The sequence below is a fragment of the Marinomonas sp. SBI8L genome (genome assembly GCF_001624705.1).
Taxonomy (GTDB): domain Bacteria; phylum Pseudomonadota; class Gammaproteobacteria; order Pseudomonadales; family Marinomonadaceae; genus Marinomonas.
Genome location: NZ_JSEO01000016.1, coordinates 33,856 through 53,884, shown reverse-complemented (window position 1 = coordinate 53,884; position 20,029 = coordinate 33,856). Strand labels below are relative to the sequence as shown.

The 20,029-nt window shown below is 43.8% G+C and carries 18 protein-coding genes; 6 read left to right on the top strand and 12 right to left on the bottom strand.

Annotated features, from left to right (window positions below):
* Nucleotides 1–2: 2 nt before the first annotated feature.
* Nucleotides 3–788: a dioxygenase family protein gene (locus OA91_RS20300; protein WP_063339639.1), complete on the bottom strand. Its 786-nt coding sequence runs from the start codon at nt 786–788 to the stop codon at nt 3–5.
* Nucleotides 788–1,762: a glutathione S-transferase family protein gene (locus OA91_RS20295; protein ID WP_063339640.1), complete on the bottom strand. Its 975-nt coding sequence runs from the start codon at nt 1,760–1,762 to the stop codon at nt 788–790. The genes OA91_RS20300 and OA91_RS20295 overlap by 1 nt, the downstream gene beginning before the upstream one ends.
* A 208-nt stretch (nt 1,763–1,970) precedes the next feature.
* On the opposite strand from OA91_RS20295, the gene OA91_RS20290 reads away from it, so the two are divergent.
* On the top strand, nt 1,971–2,891 hold the full coding sequence (locus OA91_RS20290; RefSeq protein WP_063339641.1) for a LysR family transcriptional regulator: 921 nt from the start codon (nt 1,971–1,973) through the stop codon (nt 2,889–2,891).
* 308 nt (nt 2,892–3,199) lie between these two features.
* Here OA91_RS20290 and OA91_RS20285 read toward each other — a convergent pair whose 3' ends face one another.
* The gene (locus OA91_RS20285; RefSeq protein WP_063339642.1) at nt 3,200–3,826 is read right to left on the bottom strand and encodes a LysE family translocator; all 627 of its coding nucleotides are present in this window, start codon (nt 3,824–3,826) and stop codon (nt 3,200–3,202) included.
* 319 nt (nt 3,827–4,145) lie between these two features.
* Here OA91_RS20285 and OA91_RS20280 point away from each other — a divergent pair, with 319 nt between their 5' ends.
* On the top strand, nt 4,146–4,910 hold the full coding sequence (locus tag OA91_RS20280; protein ID WP_063339643.1) for an SDR family NAD(P)-dependent oxidoreductase: 765 nt from the start codon (nt 4,146–4,148) through the stop codon (nt 4,908–4,910).
* Between the two features lie 9 nt (nt 4,911–4,919).
* Nucleotides 4,920–5,714: an SDR family NAD(P)-dependent oxidoreductase gene (locus OA91_RS20275; RefSeq protein ID WP_063339644.1), complete on the top strand. Its 795-nt coding sequence runs from the start codon at nt 4,920–4,922 to the stop codon at nt 5,712–5,714.
* A 25-nt stretch (nt 5,715–5,739) separates the two neighbouring features.
* Here OA91_RS20275 and OA91_RS20270 read toward each other — a convergent pair whose 3' ends face one another.
* From OA91_RS20270 to OA91_RS20230, 9 genes are all read right to left on the bottom strand, one after another.
* On the bottom strand, nt 5,740–6,684 hold the full coding sequence (locus OA91_RS20270; RefSeq protein ID WP_063339645.1) for a LysR substrate-binding domain-containing protein: 945 nt from the start codon (nt 6,682–6,684) through the stop codon (nt 5,740–5,742).
* 76 nt (nt 6,685–6,760) lie between these two features.
* Nucleotides 6,761–7,087: an AzlD domain-containing protein gene (locus OA91_RS20265; RefSeq protein ID WP_063339646.1), complete on the bottom strand. Its 327-nt coding sequence runs from the start codon at nt 7,085–7,087 to the stop codon at nt 6,761–6,763.
* A complete protein-coding gene (locus tag OA91_RS20260) occupies nt 7,080–7,787 on the bottom strand; it encodes an AzlC family ABC transporter permease (RefSeq protein WP_063339647.1) in 708 nt (235 codons plus the stop codon). Before OA91_RS20260 ends, OA91_RS20265 begins: the two co-directional genes overlap by 8 nt.
* 169 nt (nt 7,788–7,956) lie before the next feature.
* Entirely contained in the window at nt 7,957–8,967 is a 1,011-nt protein-coding gene (locus tag OA91_RS20255) for a GlxA family transcriptional regulator (RefSeq protein WP_063339648.1), read from the bottom strand.
* 353 nt (nt 8,968–9,320) lie between these two features.
* On the bottom strand, nt 9,321–10,430 hold the full coding sequence (locus tag OA91_RS20250) for a hybrid-cluster NAD(P)-dependent oxidoreductase (protein WP_063339649.1): 1,110 nt from the start codon (nt 10,428–10,430) through the stop codon (nt 9,321–9,323).
* A gap of 90 nt (nt 10,431–10,520) precedes the next feature.
* Nucleotides 10,521–11,867, bottom strand: coding sequence for an NAD(P)/FAD-dependent oxidoreductase (locus tag OA91_RS20245; protein WP_063339650.1), 1,347 nt, complete (start codon nt 11,865–11,867; stop codon nt 10,521–10,523).
* A gap of 71 nt (nt 11,868–11,938) precedes the next feature.
* Nucleotides 11,939–13,456, bottom strand: a complete 1,518-nt coding sequence (locus tag OA91_RS20240) for an aldehyde dehydrogenase (RefSeq protein ID WP_063339651.1) — start codon at nt 13,454–13,456, stop codon at nt 11,939–11,941.
* Nucleotides 13,457–13,458: 2 nt separating this feature from the next.
* Nucleotides 13,459–14,472 (bottom strand): dihydrodipicolinate synthase family protein, encoded by a 1,014-nt coding sequence (locus tag OA91_RS20235; RefSeq protein WP_063339652.1) that lies wholly within the window; start codon nt 14,470–14,472, stop codon nt 13,459–13,461.
* 296 nt (nt 14,473–14,768) lie between these two features.
* Nucleotides 14,769–15,752 (bottom strand): LysR substrate-binding domain-containing protein, encoded by a 984-nt coding sequence (locus OA91_RS20230; RefSeq protein WP_063339653.1) that lies wholly within the window; start codon nt 15,750–15,752, stop codon nt 14,769–14,771.
* A gap of 300 nt (nt 15,753–16,052) precedes the next feature.
* Between OA91_RS20230 and OA91_RS20225 the strand changes: the two genes are divergently transcribed.
* From OA91_RS20225 to proW, 3 genes are all read left to right on the top strand, one after another.
* The gene (locus OA91_RS20225; protein WP_063339654.1) at nt 16,053–17,267 is read left to right on the top strand and encodes an aromatic ring-hydroxylating oxygenase subunit alpha; all 1,215 of its coding nucleotides are present in this window, start codon (nt 16,053–16,055) and stop codon (nt 17,265–17,267) included.
* A 519-nt stretch (nt 17,268–17,786) separates the two neighbouring features.
* Nucleotides 17,787–18,959: a glycine betaine/L-proline ABC transporter ATP-binding protein ProV gene (gene proV, locus OA91_RS20220; RefSeq protein WP_063339655.1), complete on the top strand. Its 1,173-nt coding sequence runs from the start codon at nt 17,787–17,789 to the stop codon at nt 18,957–18,959.
* 54 nt (nt 18,960–19,013) lie between these two features.
* The gene (gene proW, locus OA91_RS20215) at nt 19,014–19,949 is read left to right on the top strand and encodes a glycine betaine/L-proline ABC transporter permease ProW (protein ID WP_046018119.1); all 936 of its coding nucleotides are present in this window, start codon (nt 19,014–19,016) and stop codon (nt 19,947–19,949) included.
* Nucleotides 19,950–20,029: the final 80 nt, after the last annotated feature.

Sequence of the window (20,029 nt, the reverse complement as noted above, 5' to 3'; positions counted from 1 at the left end):
TACTAAGATGTGCCTTGCCAAAGAAAGCTCGTCATTGAGATAGAGTGGTGCTGTATTGGGCTGGTTAGCTGGCTAAACTCATCCTCTTTGGTTGTCGCTCCCATCGCAATTAACAAAGGTAAATAGTGCTCTGGCGTCGGGTGTGACGGTTTAAAATCTGGATTCTTCACAGACGCATTTTGCAAAGCTTTTAGATTACGTTTTTGCGCCTGTTCGGTTACCCATAACTCAAACCTTGCTGCATAATCAGCGACTTTTTGATGCTTCATTTGGATATCGTACAAGTTATGGGTTAACCCGCCGGAAGCAATAATCGCAACACCTTGCTCGCGCAATGAATACAAGTGAGAGCCGAAATCAACCAAGTCCTCTGGTGTAGCATCCACATTAAGCGAAACTTGCACAATGGGAATATCCGCCTCTGGCCTTAAATGCAGTAAGGGTATCCAGACCCCATGATCGAAACTTCGCCTTGGATCTAAATGGGCTTGTACACCTTTTTGTGCAAGCAAGGTTTGAATGGTTTGAGCAAGTTCCGGCTGACCCATAGCAGGATAAGTCAGCTCATATAAAGCTTTCGGAAAGCCGCCAAAATCATGCAAAATGCCAGGCTCACGACTATGCGTAATAGCATTTCCTCGTGTCATCCAATGGGGTGAGATAACAACAATTGCTGAACTTTGATCAAACAAATCTGAGATTTCATTTAATTGCTGCCCAGCAATGCCGGGCGCAAGACCATACATGGGCGAGCCATGGCTAATAAACATCACAGGAGCGAGTGACATTAGGCAACCTCCTCGGCTGGCTTTTGAGCTTGAAATTGCCCAGCCTTTAGGTATTTAAACCATGGTAATTCAGGGCCTTGTGGCACAATTCCCGATGGGTTTAAGGCTTTCACTGAGTAATAACCTGCTTTGATATGGTCGACTCGTGTGTTCTCACTAAAGGCTTTGATACTTAATAAACGATCAAGATACGCAGACAAATTAGGATAATCGGAAATGCGACGTAAGTTGGTTTTAAACAAGCTGAAATAGGCAGGATCAAAGCGTACCAAGGTCACAAATAAACGAATATCACTTTCAGTTATTTGCTCTCCCACCGCATAGTTTGCCTGCTCGAAATGCACTTCAAGTTCATCTAAGCAATTAAAAACATCGGCAAAAGCTTCATCATAAGCAAGTTGGCTTGAGGCAAAACCAGCACGATAAACCCCATTATTAAGTGAGTGATAAATCCTGTCATTAAAAGCATCTATTTTCGTTTGTAATGCACTCGGGTATAGGTCGATATCAGACTTATGAACCGGTCTTAAATCTTCATTTAATACTCTTAAAATATCAGAAGATTCATTATTCATAATGTGACTTTTTGAAAGGTTCCAAAGCACAGGGACAGTGGCACGACCCGAATAGTCTGGGTCTGTTAGCGTATAAAGTTGATGCGCAAATTTCACATCCCTTATCGCGCTGGTTGTTGCGCCAGGAAAATCACCAAACTTCCAACCAAAGTCTGTTAATACAGGCTCTACTACCTTCACCTCTATTTGCTCTTCTAAACCTAATAAGGAGCGGGCAATCAAGGTTCGCGTTGCCCAAGGGCAAATGTAGGCAACATACAATCTTAGGCCTTCTTTAACGGCTTTTGCGGGGTCAGTGATACGCTCTCTAAACACACTGTCTTGGCGAATAAATCGACCTTGAGCATCTTTCTTTTGTACTGGATCCCAATTTTTCTGCCATACACCATTTACTAACATAATTTTTTCCTCTTAAGCTGTCTCTGAGCCGCTATTTCAAAACAAAACTTTCGAACTGAGTCTCTAACTGACTCTCTTATGGGAGGCGGTTTATTTCTTCATTCACCACCTTTGATAGTTTTATTATCTAAAATCCAATATATTTAACAATTACCCATATTTTAAAATCACTGTTTAGGAAGATTTTACAATCAACAAATTAAAATTGATGGAAGCCTTTATCACAGTGTTTGAAGAAGGCTCTTACACCGCAGCGGCTAAACGCTTGGGCCGAACTAAAGCCATGGTAAGTACACAGGTTTCTCAGCTTGAGGCTCACTTGCAGATTCGTTTAATGACCCGCTCTACTCGCTCGATACAGGCAACAGCCATGGGGCGAACCTATTATGAACAAGCCAAACTTCTGCTTGAGGATTTAGATAACTTAGAGTCTCAATTAACTCAGTCATCTCAAAATGTGGCGGGTAAACTCAGAATTGCTGTACCGACAACGTATGGTGAGCAGGTTGTCATGCCCTTTGTGGCAAAGCTTATAGAAACCTATCCAGAATTAGAGATTGATATTCTATTAAGCGATCGATATGTGGATCTGATAAACGAAGGGGTTGATGCAGCCATTCGCATTGGTAGATTAGAAGATTCATCCTTAATCGCCAGCCATATTGGTAAGGTGTACATGATGCTATGCGCTTCTCAGGCCTTTTTAGAGAGCTATCCAACACCTAGACAATTTAGTGATTTAAGCGACTTGCCTTGTGTACTTGATGACAACTCCCGTGAAAATCATTGGTCGTTCGAAGCCATTGAAAACCAAGATGCAATGGAAGGAAATAACACGAAAGGCAGAATAGAAAGCAGAGTTAAAGTAACGCCAAATTATAAGGTACGGGTGAATAGCGCCTCGGCGGCGGTTCAGCTAGCACGCCATGGAAAACTCATTTGTTATACCCCAGCATTTGCCGCCCAAGATCTCATCAATCAAGGGCTGTTAGTTCCTATTTTAGCGAAGGCTCATCAAACTCATTTTCCCATACAGATAGTCTACCCACATAGAAAACATACTTCGGCGAGATTGACCCAATTTATTGCGGAATTTAAGGTTTATCTCACTGAACAAAAAGTGAAATAAAAACTAGGGGACCTGCGAATAAGTCCTCCCGCCTCAGCGTGTGGATAAAAGCCGCTAGATTTATGGCGAGGAGCGTAACTTAATAGTTATTCTATTGATAAGATCCTCAACTTAAAGGTAGGTCTTTTAGACCACGCCCTTCGGGCCTTTGAAGAATACCTAAACGGCATTTCAGAAAAAAGTATCACCCTGTGTTGTCACATCTCGAAAGGTACCTACAGCTCTTATCAGAAAAAAGCGTCAAAGTGACGCCTTGAATGACACTTTTTCTGAGAAGACTGAGAAGAGGTGACTTAATCGCAGGTTCCCTAGCGTTCCTGAAACGCTAGCTTCACACCTAAACCACAATAGATGCTGCCAATCGCCTTATTTTGTCGGCGCATGAGAATAGGATTACGACGTAAAAATGCGCCTAGCCTGCCGGCACTTAACGCCACAACAAAGGTACTAAAAAGCCCAATTCCCACAAATAGAAGCCCTAGTGTCATCATTTGCAAAGCCACCATGCCTTGTTCTGGCGCTACAAACTGAGGTAAGAAAGCTAAAAAGAACATGGCAGATTTAGGGTTAAGCACTTCTAATAAAACCCCCTGTCGAAAGGCATCTTTAGCTGAGATGACACTCATTTGTTTAGGTAAACTCAGGTCACTTTTAACAAACAACGCCTTAATACCAAGGTAAATAAGATAAGCAGCCCCTAGGTACTTCACTATGCTAAACATCAAGGCTGACGCAAGAATAATCGCAGAGATACCCAATACCGCTAACAAGGTATGAATTAAGTCCCCAACCGCAATCCCAAACCCAGTGAAAAGACCCACACGTACACCTGATTGGCTTGATCTTGCTAGGGTTAGCAAGGTAGCAGGACCTGGGGTGAAGGCAAAACCTATCAAGATAGCAAGATAAGTAATGAGGGTTTCTAGGGTTAACATTTCGACCTCGTTTTAAGCTAGATGTTTTGGCTAAAGGACTTTTATTAAAGGCGCCTTGTTTTTAAAAGCTTTTGTTAAAAGGCGCTTGGATTAAAGTTTCAGATTACTTACAGCCAATATATTAAATTGAGCAGATCATTACCATGAGAATTAATACATGATTGATCTTTATTTTCTCTTCTCTCATTTCACTTACTCTTTCACTCAACCATTCACTTAACATAAGGTTAAGTGAATGCAGCATAAAGATCGTTTGTCGCCCTCTTTTTCCTACGCCACCATGAGTCTCATCACAAAATAACAAGATGGGAGTAAGCCAATGCGTTTCGAAAATAAAGTCTGTGTCATAACAGGGGGAACAGGTGGTGTGGGCCGTACCTTAGTGACGCTTTTTGCCAGTGAAGGGGCCAAGGTCATGATAGCGGATAGAGAGGAAGAGACCTGTGCTCAACTCGTCCAAGAGATCACCTCAACCGGTGGTCAAGCCGCTTTTTATGCTGGTGATTTACGCAGTAAAGACTATTGTGAGAGCTTGATTCAAGCAACGGTTGAAACCTTTGGTGGGCTTGATATTTTACTTAATAATGCGGGCATTATCCCCCGAGGTACAATCGAAGAAACCAGTGATGAAATGTGGTCGCTGGCCATGGACGTTAATCTCAATGCTGTCTTCTTTTTATGTCGAGCAGGCATTCCTCATATGAAGCAAAATGGTGGTGCTATCGTCAATACATCCTCTGTTTGGGGCACTCACCCAGGCCCTGCCCATGTGGCTTATTGCACCAGCAAAGGTGCTGTAGCAGCACTAACAAAAAACCTAGGCCGTGATTGTGCGCCCTTTAATATTCGCGTGAATGCCGTTTGTCCTCACGAAATCAATACTCCCATGATACGTACAGGTTTTGAACGCCGTGGCCTTGACCCAGACAAAGCAGTGGAAGAGCTGAATAAAACCGTGCCTTTAGGCCGCATCGCCGAACCTGAAGACATTGCCGATGTGATCGCCTTTTTAGCATCAGATCAGTCCCGCTATATTGCTGGAGAAACTATCGAAGTCACTGGCGCTAAGCCAGTATCAGGTTGAGGATTTAAAATGAATGCTACCCATATACAAACAAGCAATACTTTGACTAACAAACTGGCCCTAGTGACAGGTGGCGGCCGTGGTATTGGTCGCGGTATTACCGAATGCCTATTAGCCGCTGGCGCTAAGGTACTGATAGCTCAACGCCAAGAATTAGATCAAGCATTAGCCGATGATTCCCGTGTCTTTTATATAAAAGCAGACTTAAGTGAACGCCAAGCACCCTATGATATTGCCTCTTTTGCCGACACATTAGGTGGCGTCGATATCTTGGTTAACAATGCGGGTTTTATGTTCGAACAGCATATACAAGATATGGATGAAGCAAGCTGGGATAAGATGATGATAGTCAATTTGCGAGCACCGGTTTTTCTCGCCAAAGCCCTTCTCCCCCAACTAAAAGCTAAGAGCACAACTAATCATGGCGCCAGTATCATTAACATTGGCTCAATCGAAGGCATAGCTGCTAACCCCTATCACACCGCCTATTGTGGATCTAAAGCCGGTGTTCATGGGGCAACTCAAGCTTTGGCTATTGATCTTGGCAAGGACGGTATACGCTGTAACGCCATCGCCCCTGGTTGGATTAACTCAGATTTAAGTAATAACTATATTAATGACCAAACAGATCCCGCCCAAGCACACATAGACCTGATAGCCATGCACCCAGTGGGACGCACGGGTGAACCTGAAGATATTGGTAATATGGTGGTGTTTCTTGCTTCGGAACAAGCAAGTTTCATTGCAGGACAAACCTTCGTGGTTGATGGCGGCAGAACAGCCAAATTGCCGCTGCCTTTTTAATCAGCATTTATTCACTATTTATTAGCTAATGTCTAAAGATGGCCGTTTGCGAGAGTAACCAGTCTCGCAAATGGACCATTTCTGGCTTATCCACAAGATCTTTTCGACAAACAAAATAATGCTTACGCTCAATCGCCTTAAAACTGTCTGGCACAGGCCGTACCAAACGACCATCATCCAACATATCCTGTACTAAGTGCTGCCATCCAAGGCCAATTCCGACACCTTGTAAAACAGCATCTAATAACATGGGAAAATGGCTGAACATCATATCGGGCGTTACGCCTTTAAGTGCTTTTTTAGGCTCATCCTGTTCTGATTGATCTAGCTGAAGAAGCCAAGTGGCCCAGTCCACAGGCTGCCACCATTTTGCCTGCCAAAATTTTGAATCCAATTCCAAAAGTGAATGCTGAATGAGGCAATCAAGGTTTACGATATCTGGATTTTCCGCTAACAATTGCGGCGTACACACAGGAAAAATAACTTCAGAAAAAAGAAAATCCGATTCGTAAAGCTCACTCTTTTCTAACCCTAAGGTAATGCCTGCCTCAAACTTATCCGCCATATTAGGGTTTTGCTCTAAGCTGGTAAGTTGCAAATGTATATCTGGATGTAACTTGCGTAATTGTGGCAACCTGGGCACTAACCACAAGCGGCTAAAGGAGCTTGTGGCATATAGATTAAGGTAGTTTGGCAAAGACTCTGATTGGATTTCTTGGCTAGTTTTAGCAATATCAGCAAAGGCATTATGGGTACTTAAATACAGTTTTTTGCCTGCTGGGGTGAGACTGACTTTTCTATGACCACGCAGAAAAAGGTCAACAGCAAAATCCTCTTCAAGTTGTCTTATCTGACGACTCACCGCAGCTTGCGTCACACATAACTCATCCGCTGCTAGTTTGAAACTGCCATGCCTTGCTGCAACTTCAAAGACACGCAGCCCAGTTAAAGAAGGAAGGTTTCGCATCATTTTTTCTCAAATAGAAAGTCTGTCATCGAGTTAGCAGTCTCTTTATTCATAAGCACTTTTATCCATAAGCCACTTTTTACCCATAGGCCCTTAGTAGCCACAGGCACAACATACCTCCTACTACTGGCCAAAAAACGCTACTGCTGTACTTAGCAATAAGGATAGTGACTAAGGCAGCAAGAATTTGTAAAGGGTCTATCTGATACTCATTCGTCGGTCTGGTAAAGACGATTCCAGGCATACAAAGCGCGGCTAAAATACCCGGTGGCAACAGAGCTAAAATAGGCTTACTTCGCTCAATCAAAGCCGCTGAGCTTGCATGTAATTGAATAAAAGAAAGGCGAATTAAAAAGGTGCCTAATCCTGCGGCAAAAAAGAGTAACCAAAGGCTTAAATTATCCATGTTTTCCTACCCTCTTTTGCAATAAGTTTGGTAACAGCAAACCACAGGAAACACCAGCGACCACAGCCGCAATAAAACCTATGTTGTAGGGTAAAAGCTGAAAGGCGATGGCACACAAGGCAGAAATACAGGCGACTAAAAACAGTCTTCTATTGGTGATTGTGGTGACTAACATAGCAAGAAAAGCCAGTGGAATGGTAAATTCTAACGACCAACTCGCGGGAATACTGGCCCCGAGGGCTACCCCTAAGGCCACCGAAATAAACCAGCTTAAAGCCATAGAAATAGCAACGCCCGCTAGATAGAAAACTCTTTCGCCTTTAGATTTAGCTTGCTGCTCAGGCATAGAGCAAAGCCCATAAACTTGATCTGACAACATAAAGGTTAAAGGCAGCCGATAACGTTTTTTTAATGGGCCTAACAAAGGCGCGAAGCTTGCGCTGTAAATCACAAACCTTAAATTAATGACCAACACTGTAAATACAATAATGATAAAAGGCGCATTATCTTGAATCAGAGAATAAGCTGCTAATTGCGCAGAACCTGCAAAAAATAGCACTGTCATTCCCATGATCATTTCAGGTGTCATTCCCATGGAAACACCTGTGGCACCGGCAATCAGACCAAAAGGTAATACACCTGAAACTAAGGGGAGCAAGTCCCTTACTCCAAACCAAAACGCTTGTCTGTGACTGGCCATTATTAAGCTTCCTTAAGGTCAAACTGGAAAGATCTTGTAACGCCTATTTATCATCCCTTTTAACACTCTCTTATTTATCACTTTTGAGAGAGTGAAGATGAATGCGCATTATTATTTTTTTGAGTAATAGAGCCTGATTAACCTTGGCACTTTTATCACACTGGCATCCTTAGCACACTAACCTATCTATCCAGCCATTGGTATTCTGGCCATCAAACATGGCAGATCTGTCTTGTCTTGGTGACATGCCAAAGAAGTCTTTATAGCACTTTGAGAAGTGTGTCGGGGCGGTGAAACCACAGGATAAGGCCACATCCAAAATTGAGTGGCTGGTGTTAATGATCTTATCGCGTGCATGCTTCAACCTAAGCTGTAAATAAAACTTTTTTGGAGAGTTAGCTAAATGCTTTTGAAACAACCTTTCTAACTGTCGCGTGGAAACACCACTATGAAAGGCTATTTCTTGCATTTCAAGGGGCTCACTCAAGTTAGACTCCATCAACTCAATTGCATTGATTAAGCTTTTACCTAACCCAGAAAACTGCTTTTTGAGCGCGCCCTTCTGGGTAGCGTCACCTGTGCGTGGTTTATCTACAACCAGTTGAGCATAGAGTCTTTGCGAGATAACAGGTGTTATTCTGTCGATCAAATCTAGCATCATATCGGCGGTTGCTAGACCACCTGCACAGGTATAAATACCATGACTAAAGCTAAAGATATTGGTGTTAAAGTGCAGCCTAGGATATTGCTCAGATAAGTCTTTTAGGTAATTCGCATGACAGCTCACAGGTTTATTTTTTAATAAGCCTAAACTGGCCAATCTATGAACACCGGTTTCCAACGCAACTAACCATGCCCCCTTTAAATAATGATGTCGAATAAATGAATCTGGGCCTTGGGACGCTTGTTGCTGATGATGGTTTCCACCTAATACCACAATAAGATCAAACCCTTCATCTTGGGATAGGGCTGACATTGGTTTAACCGCTTCATTTTGATAAACAATTTTTGAATGGCTTAGATGAGAGTCATCGAACACAAGTACATGGCTGTATAACTTTTCTGGTAAAAAGTCATTTGCCTGTTTGAGTGTTTCCAACATCAAAGCCAAAGATAACTGAGAGAATCCCTGTTCCAATAAAAAACAGAACTTAAAAGATTGAAGCTTATTAAAATTCATCTACAACAACCTACTAAGCTTGATGGTCTGATTTCTTGGTTAAAAAAGATATGACTCTCGCTCTCACCTTAACCATTACCAGGGGTCTAGGGAGCCTACGAATAAGTCCTCCCGCCTCAGCGTGTGGATAAAAGTCACTAGATTTATGGCGAGGAGCGCAACTTAATAGTGATTCTATTGATAAGGTTCTCAACATAAAGATAAGGCTTTTAGACCACGCCCTTCGGGTCTTTCAGAAAAAGTAACACCCTGTGTTGTCACTTCTCGAAAGGTACCGACATTACGTCAAAGTAACGCCTTGTGTGATACTTTTTCTGATAAGACTGAGAAGAGGTGACTTAATCGCAGGCTCCCTAATATTCAATTCTGATATTGCCGGTCACACTGGTACAGCAAGACAGCACATAACCTTGTGCAATTTCTTCTTCACTGATACCACCGTTTTGCAGCATTTCAAACTCGCCTTCTTCCACCTTGACTCGACAAGCACCACATATCCCCACGCCACAGGCTTTGGAAATATTAACCCCAGCTTCTTGAGCCGCTTGGTTTAAGTTGGTGCCTATTGCCACATCCAAGGTTTTATCAGAACCGCTAAAGCTCACTTGTACCATATCTTTTGGTTGCTGGTTTTCTATCTCAGCGGCATCCGCATGCTTATGGGCTTGCTCTACATCATCCACAGGTGTCGCGCCAAAGGATTCTTCGTGATAACGAGACATGTCATAACCTGCGGCTTCTAGCATCTGCCTGACCGCCTTCATATAAGGCTCAGGTCCACAGCAAAAGACCTCTCTTTCCATAAAATCTGGTGCAATTAAGCCCAACATAGCGTTATCTAAATAACCACGATAACCACCCCAAGCCTGCCCTATTTCTGTGGTTTCACAGATAAGGTGCATCTTAAAGTTCTCAATACGTGTGGTCATATACTCAAGCTCTAACGGATAAATAATATCCTTAGGAGAACGGGCACTATGGGCAAACACCATGTCGACTTCTGAGTCCGTATCAAACCACCAGCGAGCCATGGACATCACAGGCGTAATGCCCACACCACCAGACAAAAGCAATACTTTATCTGCTGGGAAATCCATACAATTAAATTGCCCGACAGGCCCATGGACAGCGATTTGATCACCCGATTTGAGGTTGTCATGTAGCCAGTTCGACACCTGACCACCTTCGACCCGTTTAACTGTGATAGAAAAGCTGTAAGGAATCGAAGGCGAACTTGAAATCGTGTACGAACGCATGACTCGCTGCCCTTCTATTTCAAGCTCTAAGGTGACAAATTGCCCCGGTTTGAAAAAGAAAAGCACGGGTTCACTCATGCCAAAGGTAAAAGTGGTGACATCATGGGTTTCTGCAATGACTTTGACACAACGCACTTCATGACGGCCATTACTCCATGTTTGAGTCATCATGGGATTGATAAAGTCCGAGGTATTAAATTGGCTCATTGGCCTCTCCTAACAGCTAACTTGTCTGTCTTTGAATGATTAGACTTTCAATTAACAGTCATGCAATTAATAGTCATTAAATTATTCTGGTTAAAGTTCGATACCCGCTTGCCACTCTTTCCAACGCATAGTCACTTTTGCGCCTAAGGATAAAAATGGCTCAGGGGGTAATTTTGCAGGTGCCTGATGAATTAAGAATTCATCTAACCTATCCGATTGACCCAACACAGCTTGTTCTGCCGCCATCATGCCGGATAAGGTTCCTTTGACGGTACCAAGACCATTTTGACAAGCGGCAGACCAGATACGCGTTTCCACCTCACCAAAAGCAGGCATAGAGTTCCAAGACAAACATAAACGCCCACCCCATCTATGCTCCATTTCCACGCCCTTGAGCATAGGAAAACGATTAGCAAAAGCCTTATCCTGTAGCTTTTCTGCGGTGCGTATATTGCTTGAATTCACTTCCATATTTTGATTCAAGGTCGCGTGATTTCGCACCACTACCCTGTGTCCGCTACCCATAAAGTCAGAACTTCTGCGCACTGTGGTGCCCATAGGATCAGCAGGTAAGATTCCCCAATCGTTAACGCCGCCAAGACGAGTCACTTCTTTGTCGGTTAAAGCTCTGGTCATAGAGGCATAGGTAAAGACATGCAGTAATTGACGAGGAAAAAAACCAAAAGATTGAATATGACCGTTCACAGCTAAAATGATATTTTTCGCTTTCACTGAGCCTTTTGGTGTTACCAGCTTATGGGGGTTACCCAGATCAATATGAATGACAGGACTATTCTCATAAAAGCTCACTTTTTCACTTAAGCCTTGAGCAGCTTGACGAATAAAAGCGGCTGGCTGAATCATAACCGCCCCCGGGGTATAAAGCCCTTGGAGATAAAAATCTAACCCGGTCCAATCTTTCATATCCCCATGACTCATGAGGCGATACTCTTCTCCAAGCGCTTCAAGGTGATGACGATAACTCTCTATATGAGCTTGGCCTTTGGCTGAACCTGCCCCTGTTACCTTGCCACAAGGGTCAAACACCTTTGAATCCATCTCATATTCTTCTGCCATATCATGGGCAAAACGAATCGCAGCACGGTTTAAACGTATTTGCTGTAAATCATGCTCATGGGCACCTGCGTAGGTTTCTGAATTTAAGTCATGGGGCAAATCAATCATAAATCCAGAGTTTCTACCTGCTGGACCTTCGGCAAGCTTATTTGCTTCTAGCAAAACAATTGACTCGTCACCCACCAGCTGACTTAAGCGTCTTGCAGCCGCAAGTCCGGTAAAGCCCCCCCCTACGACTACCCAATCAGCGTCGATATCTGAGGTTAACGCTGGATACTCAGGTGCAGCGGGTAAAATACTATTCCATGCAGCAGGTCCTGGGTCTTTCGGCAGCCTTTTCACTTCGATATTTTTAGGCATAAATTGCTTCCTGTCTGAACCATATGGCGTGCATAAACAGCACCCCATATGGACCCAATAGGCGTGGTGATTTAGTCAACGCAAGCGTCAACAGCATCATCACTCAGATCAACCCAGATGGTTTTTAACTCTGTGTATTGATCATGGGCATGGACAGAATTATCACGACCACCAAAACCTGACTGCTTGTAACCGCCAAATGGTGTGGTGATATCCCCTTCACCAAAACAATTCACTGTGACTGTACCTGCTTTAATGGCTTGTGCAGCACGAAGGGCTTTTTTAGCGTTAGCCGTAAAGACAGAGGCAGCTAGACCGTATTCAGTATCATTTGCCACAGCGATAGCTTCATCGTAACTTGCGACTGTGATGACAGATAAAACAGGGCCAAAGATCTCTTCTTGGGCTAACTTGTCGTTATTCTTCACCCCGTCAAAAACAGTCGGCTGAATAAAGATGCCATCCATGGTTTGACCACCTACTATGGCGTCATAACCTTGCGATTTACCTTCATCCAAATAGCTATTCACTTTGGCAAAATGACCTTTGTCTATCATGGCACCCAGCTGTTTAGTTGGATCTAATGGATCGCCGGTATTCCAGTCTCTGGCATGAGCTTTAATACGTTCTAATAATTGCGCTTTCACTCCGTCTTGGACAATTAAACGAGATCCTGCTGAGCAGTTCTCCCCCATGTTCCAAAAAGCAGCGGCACAGACTTGCTCTGCCACTTTGTCCAGATCTTCAGCGTCATCTAGCACGATACAAGGGTTTTTACCTCCAAGTTCCAATACGACTTTCTTCAAGTTAGAGTCGGCTGAATAACGTAAAAAGCGGCGCCCAGTTTGGGTTGATCCGGTGAAGGTCACCATGTCTACATCTTTATGCAAACCAAGCGGTTCACCCACTTCAGCCCCTGTCCCTGTGATAATGTTAAGCACACCTTTTGGTAAGCCTGCTTCACTGGCTAATTCAGCGATACGCAAAGCCGTTAATGAGGTTTGCTCGGCAGGTTTGACCACCATAGAACAGCCGCTGGCTAACGCTGGCGCTATCTTCCAAGCCAACATGAGTAAAGGGAAATTCCAAGGTAAAACCGCCCCGACAACCCCAATAGGTTCACGCACCACCATGGCAATGGCATCTGGTCCAACCGGTGCGGTTTGATCATAAATTTTATCAATTGCTTCTGCGTGCCAAGTCAGCGTATGGATAAATTCTGGAATATCGATGGTTTCACAATCCAGTATCGGCTTACCTGAATCTAGGCTTTCTAGCACAGCTAACTCACGGCTATTGCGCTTGATCAACTTGCTCAGCTCAATCAATACCTGTTTACGATCACTTGGATGCATCTTGCTCCAACGACCATCTTCAAAAGACTCACGTGCCTTACTTACTGCAAAGTCCACGTCCTGAGCATTACAAGCTGCAACCTGTGCCAGTGTTTCTCCATTGGCTGGATTAATTGTCTCGAAAGTATTGCCTGATAAAGCAGGGCGAAAACCGCCATCAACAAAACTCATGGCTGCAGGGTTAAGCTCGGCAGCAATTGCTTGGTACTCTTCTAATGTTAATAAATCTGACATGCTTACTCTCCTGCTTCTGTGCTGGCTGTTTCTGTATTCGCTGAGGATGTGTTGGCCTTGTTGATATTGGCTTTGATGGTCTCAACAAATGCGCCAGCTTCAGATGACGAAGGTGTTTCTGCCACGATACTTGCTATGGTCGTTTTCAAGGTTTTTACCACTTGCGCCATCGCTTGTTTATCCGCTTTATTAAGGCCACAAAGCGGTTTACGCACTTCGCCAGATACACGACCATCCAAGGTCACACCGTATTTCACACTCTGAATAAACTTACCGCCCTGCTCTAGCACACGCATAAGAGGCATCATGGCTGACATAATGCGACGGCCTTTGTTAAAGTCGTTATCGATGACACAAGCTTGATAAAGGGCGATATGCTCTTTAGGTAAGAAATTAGATCCAGCGCAAACCCAGCTTTTAGCGCCCCAAGCAAAGAACTCTAATGCTTGGTCATCCATACCGCAGGCCACTTGGATATGAGGATAATCACGAGCTAACAGATGTAAGCGATTGATATCGCCGGAACTTTCCTTGATACCGCAGAAGTTATTAGAGCGTCCCACACGGTCAAGAAACTCTTCTTCCATGTTGACTCCCATACGATCTGGATAGTTATAAAGCATGATAGGCAAGTCTGCTGCACGATCCACAGCCAATGCATGTAACGCCAACTCTCTTTGAGTCGGTAGAGAATAAGGCGGCGTTGCCACCAAAATCACATCCGCTTCATGCTTAGCGGCATCTTCGGCTAATTTAATTGAAGCGTTTGGATTAATTGAACCCGTACCAAAAATAATCTGTAATTTATCGCCACAAATTTGACGAGCTATTTTTAGCAGTTCGACCCTTTCTTCGTGACTTTCAACATAATACTCACCGGTTGTGCCACCTATCATCAGCCCATGAACACCTGACTCTAGTAAATACTGAACGTGGGCAGAATAAGCCTCATAGTCGATTGAATAATCGTCCTTAAAAGGCGTGATTACTGGGGTATAGATGCCTTCAAAATGCATTTAACTCACCTTAATTATCATTGTTATCCAGGGTTGTTTTATAGGGGTGAGCACGCATCGCGTTTATCATCCAACCTTATAAAACTGCTTGATAAAATGTTAACGAGGGAGGAGATAAGCACACAATCAACCTTTTATTCGCGCAAAGAATAACGCCAAGTTATGGTGCATAAAAAAGACAGACATAAAAAAACCCGCTTCAAGCGGGTTCATTTTCAGGTTAAAACAAGGTTCACTTAAGCGCTAACTTGATCCCCCTAACCTTTATTTTCTCTTCTTGCACTATTCTACTCACCCTACTCTGTTTGCCCAATAAAGGTGCGCTCTTCTTGTATTCGCTCTAAGAACCAAAGCTTGAAGGTTTGCAGGGCCTCATTATCCTGTTTGCTTTCGGCATAACTTAAATAGTGACGCTTTTCCTTATAGGTGGTTTCAGGTTCACCCACTCGCACCAACTTGCCTTGCTCTATCATAGGCGCAACAAGGTGATGCCAACCTAAACTAATGCCTTGATGATTAAGGGCCATCTGCATCAACATATTGTAATCATTGGCATTAAACACATGGGAGCCAACCTCAGAACCTAAGTTGAAGTTAATCCCTTGGCTATTTAACCAAACACTCCAATCCACATGCTCCGCAATTTGCGAACGTCCATAAGGACTTAGATTTAATAAGGTCGTACTTTGTAACCCTTCAAGACTGGCCACATTTGGATTGTCTTTTAAAAACTCAGGCGAACACACAGGGTAGATCTGGTCATAGAACAAAGGAATTGAATGATAGCCTTCCCGTGAATCACTCACCTTATTAATAAAAACATCAGGGTGAACACCCGGTTCCATGTGTAAAAAGTTATTCGTGGTGACGATATTCACATCAATATCAGGGTTATCTGAAAAGAAGCTCGGCAAACGGTTTGATAGCCAATAAGCCGAAAAAGCGGGAGAGCAACAGATTGTCAGCTCTTGTTTGCGTTTATCACTGTCTTGAATACGTTGCGCTGCTTGAGCAATATTCACAAAGGATAAATAGGCCGCATCATAAAAGATAACGCCCGCTTCGGTAAGTTCTACCGCTCTGCCTGTACGTTTAAATAAAACCACCCCAAGTGATGCTTCTAATTCACGAATTTGACGGCTAATTGCCGCTTGCGTCACACATAAGGCTTCTGCTGCACGGGTGAAATTTAAGTACTTAGCCGCCGCAACAAATGACTTCACCGCGCGCAATGAAGGCATCTTAACTAGTATTTGATCAGGTTCTACATGCTTAACCATAACGTCTCGTATTCAATTCACTAAATAAAAAGTTGCTTTACCCATATGGGTACCGCCCATACACTGAATTTCAAGTTAGGAAGATAGATTGTGATTCAGTTATACCCTTTCAAATTAGCGAAGGCTACTGGCAAAAGAGCCCGTTTTAAAAGTAACTCGTGGCGAGAATGGGTGACAAAAAGTCAGCTAAGTGAATTAAAGCACTGACAATTTTTACAAGATACAGAGTCAAACCATCTGACCAAAATCAACAAAACAAGAATAGCGACGACCTAAGTCTAGCCAAATGGGAGCAATAGAATGACCAGTAAGATAAAAACTCTTGAGCTAATCAATCTGCGTAAACCACGCCACGCCTTAACCCGAGAAATCTACCGTGACGAAGATGTGTACCAACAAGATTTAGAGCAGATCTGGCATAAAGAGTGGATTTTTGCCGGCCATACCATAGAGATCAATAAAGCTGGTGAATACATTACTTTACAAGTGGGCGACTACCCTGTTGTTGTGGTAAGAGACGATTCTGGTGCAGTCAGAGCATTTCATAATGCCTGTCGTCACCGTGGTTCACGCGTCTGTTCTGCTGCTAAAGGAAAAGCTGCCAAGCTGGTTTGCCCTTATCACAAATGGACATTCGGCCTAGATGGCAAGCTTATTTATGCGGGCAACATGGGCGAAAACTTTAACAATGACGATCATGGCTTAATGCCTGTTCACTGCGAAGTAGTTAACAGTTATATCTACATTTGTATGGCTGAGGAAGCCCCAGACTTTGAGCAATTTCGTAAAGATGTGAGCCCTTTTATCACGCCACATAATTTAGAAGACGCCAAGGTAGCCCACGAATCCAATATAGTCGAAGACGGTAACTGGAAGTTGGTATTTGAGAATAACCGTGAATGTTATCACTGCGATGCCAACCACCCTGAGCTACTAAACTCGTTTGTTGAAAACTTATCTGTGGCGGGAGTCGGTGGCGATGATGACCCAGAGCTGGTTGCCCATTGGGATAAATGTGAAGCCGCTGGCTTACCGAGCCGTTTAGTAATGGATGAAGGGGGGCAGTATCGAATGACACGTATTCCGCTTTCAGCCAAAGCCGTCAGCTATACCATGGATGGCAAACCCGCTGTAAAAGGTCGACTAGATAATACGGATGTCGAAGATATTGGTGCCCTGCTCTACTTTAACTATCCCTCAACTTGGAACCACTTTCTAGGGGACTACGCCTTAAGCTTCCGTATTCTGCCACTTAACTCTGGGCAAACGCTGGTCACGACTAAATGGCTAGTGCCTAAAGATGCGGTTGAAGGAGTTGATTATGACCTTGAGAACCTGATTAAAGTTTGGATTGAAACCAATAATCAAGACAAAGAACTGGTTGAGGAAACCTTTAGAGGTGTGAGCTCACCTTCCTATATCCCTGGGCCATTTTCTGAAATTGCCGAAAACGGCGTTTGCCAATTTGTCGATTGGTATTGCGATACCATGAAGAAGAAGCTAAGTGCGTCTTAATTTATAGATAAGTGACTAGGTAGTCGCTTCCCTTTAGCCTCCACATTGTGGGGGCTTTTTTTATTGAAAAAACCCTCCCTCCGAGCTGATTTCTTTTAGTGTCTTCTCATAATATTTCTAACACAGCTTTCTCCTAACACAGGTTAAGAAGGCGCCTTCACCTGTGCTTTAACAGCACCTCAAGCCTGCTGAACCTCCTTTAAGCTTCACTATCCCCACGATAGCCTAAAACCCCATAAACGTTAGCTTTCAGCCTCTCAAACACTAACTAAAAGCTCTCTTATAACAACCAAATGTTTAGCAATTTTAGCTATTTTTTAGCGACTCATTCAGAGCGCTAAAAGCCATTAACAATAACGGGGAGTTATGGTTTTTACGCTAAATATGTCGTTGGACGCTGCCACGTGGAGGCCGTAACTTAATAAACAGAACGGGGACATAACAAAGTAAGCAGTGTTGAACTAGCACACTGATTCAGCCAAATAGAACGCAATAATAATCATAAATACAGAGGACACGATGACAGACACCACAGATATCCTGTCGATCAACAATGTATATAAGGTATTTGGTGAACAACCAGATACTGCCATGCAAATGTTACAAAACGGCGCACATAAAGATGAAATTTTTGAAAAGACTGGCCAAACCGTGGGTGTGTTTGATGCTAGCTTCTCAGTCAAGAAAGGAGAGATTTTCGTCATCATGGGTTTATCCGGTTCAGGTAAATCTACCATGGTACGTTTGCTAAACCGCCTTATTGAGCCCACTTCTGGCAGCATCAAACTGAACGGAAAAGATATTACAGTCCTTGGGGATGCGGACTTACTGGATGTCCGCCGTCAGGAAATGAGCATGGTGTTTCAATCTTTCGCACTCATGCCTCACATGTCCGTGATCGACAATGCCGCTTTTGGCCTTGAAATATCAGGGGTTGAAAAGAAAGAAAGGCATAAAAGAGCACAAGCGGCCTTAGACCAAGTCGGCCTAGGTGAACATGGCGATAGCTATCCGCATCAACTTTCTGGCGGTATGCAACAAAGGGTTGGTCTTGCACGCGCCCTAGCCAATGACCCCACCATACTCTTAATGGATGAGGCATTTTCTGCCCTTGACCCACTTATTAGACATGAAATGCAAGGGGAGCTAATCCGCCTGCAAAAAGAGCAGTCTCGCACCATCGTCTTTATCTCCCATGACCTAGACGAAGCCATTCGTATTGGTGACCGCATTGCCATTATGGAAGGCGGCCAAGTGGTACAGATAGGCACACCAGAAGAGATTATGCGTAATCCCGCTAATGAATATGTAGAGACCTTCTTTAAAGGTGTCGATGTCAGCAAGATTCTCAAAGCAGGCGATATTGCCTGTCAGCAAAGTGCTTGCAAGATTCAACTAAACGGCAGTGTTCATCCATTTGACGCCGGTGGCAATCAGTTTGCGTACCTAGTTGATGACAAGGAAAGCCTATTAGGTGTGATTCCTCTAGAAAGCATTGATAACCAAGCCAGTGCCGACACCTTATTAGCACAGCAGCTAGATCAACATGCGTCTGTTTATAGTGACGACATGATCAGTGATGTGGTGAAAAAAGTGGCTCACTCTGATTATCCAGTCCCTGTGATAGAGCGCAATGGCACTTTCTGTGGCGTGATTTCCAAAGACCTAATGCTTAAGACTTTGAGCCACTAATTCGATGCTCACACGTTAAGTTTCATCATAATGATAAATGTAAGGTAAATTAGAATGTCTGAATTTAACCTATTAGATCCCTTTCAGTTTCTCAGTGTTCCACTAGGGGAATGGGTAGAAGCGGTACTCAACTATTTAGTCCAAAACTTCCGTGGCTTTTTCCGCTCTATTCGTTGGCCTATCGATCAGGTACTCGACCTGATAGAAACCATGTTGCAATCCATTCCGCCTTTAATCGGCATTATTCTTTCTTCCCTTTTGGGTTGGCAAGTTGCCGGTAAAAAAATGGGGCTATTCTGCGCGATAACGCTGACAACACTTGGCTTAATCGGTGTTTGGGCTGAATCAATGACAACCCTTTCTTTGGTTTTAACCGCCCTATTCTTCTGTGTCGTAATTGGCGTGCCTCTTGGCATTCTTTCGGCTCGTAGCGATAGAGTTGAGCGTTTTGTGAGACCCGTTCTTGATGCCATGCAGACTTTGCCTGCCTTTGTATATCTGGTTCCTGTGGTCATGCTTTTCGGTATCGGTAACGTGCCTGGTGTTCTGGTCACCATTATTTTCGCGCTCCCCCCTTTGGTGAGGCTGACGAACTTAGGCATACGCCAAGTACCAGAAGACAAAATCGAAGCAGCACGCGCTTTCGGCTGCACGCCTAAGCAAATGTTGCTCAAGATCCAATTACCACTGGCAACGCCAACCATCATGGCTGGCATTAACCAAACACTGATGTTGTCGCTTTCTATGGTGGTTATCGCTTCCATGATAGCGGTAGGCGGTTTAGGTCAAATGGTATTACGCGGCATTGGCCGACTTGATATGGGTCTTGCCACTGTCGGTGGCGTTGGCTTGGTACTGCTTGCCATCTTCCTTGATCGTCTTACCCAGGCGATGGGTGAACGCGCTGGGGTTAGCCACACCCAACACTGGTATGAAACAGGCCCTATCGGTGCCTTAGTCAGAGCTTATCGTAGCCTGTTCTCTAAATAGAGTTATCTAAATAGAACGCCCTAAATAGCAAAAGGTAAATATCACCAAATTAAAGATTCGCTTAAGTAATAGAAAACATT